Source organism: Leisingera sp. F5, from assembly GCF_001593695.1.
In genome coordinates this window covers 1-1,055 of record NZ_LUKH01001399.1, presented here as the reverse complement: position 1 = coordinate 1,055, position 1,055 = coordinate 1, and the positions used below count along the sequence as shown (strand labels likewise).

Genomic DNA, 1,055 nt, shown 5'->3' with positions numbered 1-1,055 from the left:
CTTCCCGCTGGAAATGCGCGGTCAGGACCGCCACGCACGCCGCGCCCGTGCGCTGGAAGTCATCGAACTGGTCGGGCTGTCGGGTCGCGAAGATTACTTCCCGCGCGAATTGTCCGGCGGCCAGCAGCAGCGTGTCGGCATTGCCCGCAGCCTGGCGATCGAGCCCGACATCTGGTTCCTGGACGAGCCGTTTTCGGCGCTGGATCCGCTGATCCGCAAGCAGCTGCAGGATCAGTTCATGGAGCTGTCCCGCAAGCTGGGCAAGACCACCATGTTCATCACCCATGACCTCGACGAGGCGATCCGTATCGGCCACCGCATCGCGATCATGAAGGACGGCCGCATTGTGCAGATCGGCACGCCGGAGGAGATCATCCTCAATCCGGCGGATGATTACGTGGCGGACTTCGTGGCCGGCATCTCCAAGCTGAACATGATTTTTGCCCATTCGGTGATGAAGCCGGTGGCGGAGTTCGAAGCCACTCACGGCGCGCTGCCGACAGATGCCAAAGTGGCGCGGCCCGATATGGATCTGAGCGACCTGATGGACCTGGCCGTTGACGGCCACGGCATTGTCAAGGTGGCCGATGCCGGCAGCACTGTCGGGGTGATCAACCGTGCGGGGCTGATCCGCGCCATTCAGGACAGCCAGGCGTAAGGAGGCTATGATGCAACACTTCGGCCAATCACAGATCAAACCGGAAACCGCCGACCGCCTGAATGCGCTGGTGGGAGAGTTCACCGGCCAGTCGCAGGCGTATTATCAGCAGGTCTTCAGCTACATGATGGAGGCGCCGGGCTACCGCTTCACCTTGAACTGGGCAGCGGGTTTGCTGGGGCCGGTCTGGTTCGGGGCGCGGGGCCTGTGGTCCTGGTTCCTGGGCTTCCTGCTGCTGGAAACCCTGGCCTATATCCAGATCGGGCTGGGGTTGTTCGGCGATCCGGGCCGAGACTTCCGCATCCGGGCCGAGCAGATCGCCCAGACGCTGGAGCTGCGGCATCAGCAGATTGCGGCGGCGGAGGCCTCGGGCGCGTCCTCGCTGGGCTCGCTGAAA

At 63.8% G+C, this 1,055-nt stretch carries 1 protein-coding gene and 1 pseudogene; both read left to right on the top strand.

Translation table 11 applies throughout. The features are described from left to right. A partial coding sequence (locus A2I95_RS41755; RefSeq protein WP_291738133.1) for an ATP-binding cassette domain-containing protein occupies positions 1–658 on the top strand: 658 nt, incomplete at its 5' end. A 10-nt stretch (positions 659–668) separates the two neighbouring features. Further along, positions 669–1,055, top strand: a pseudogene (locus tag A2I95_RS41750) (glycine/betaine ABC transporter); the annotation flags it as partial.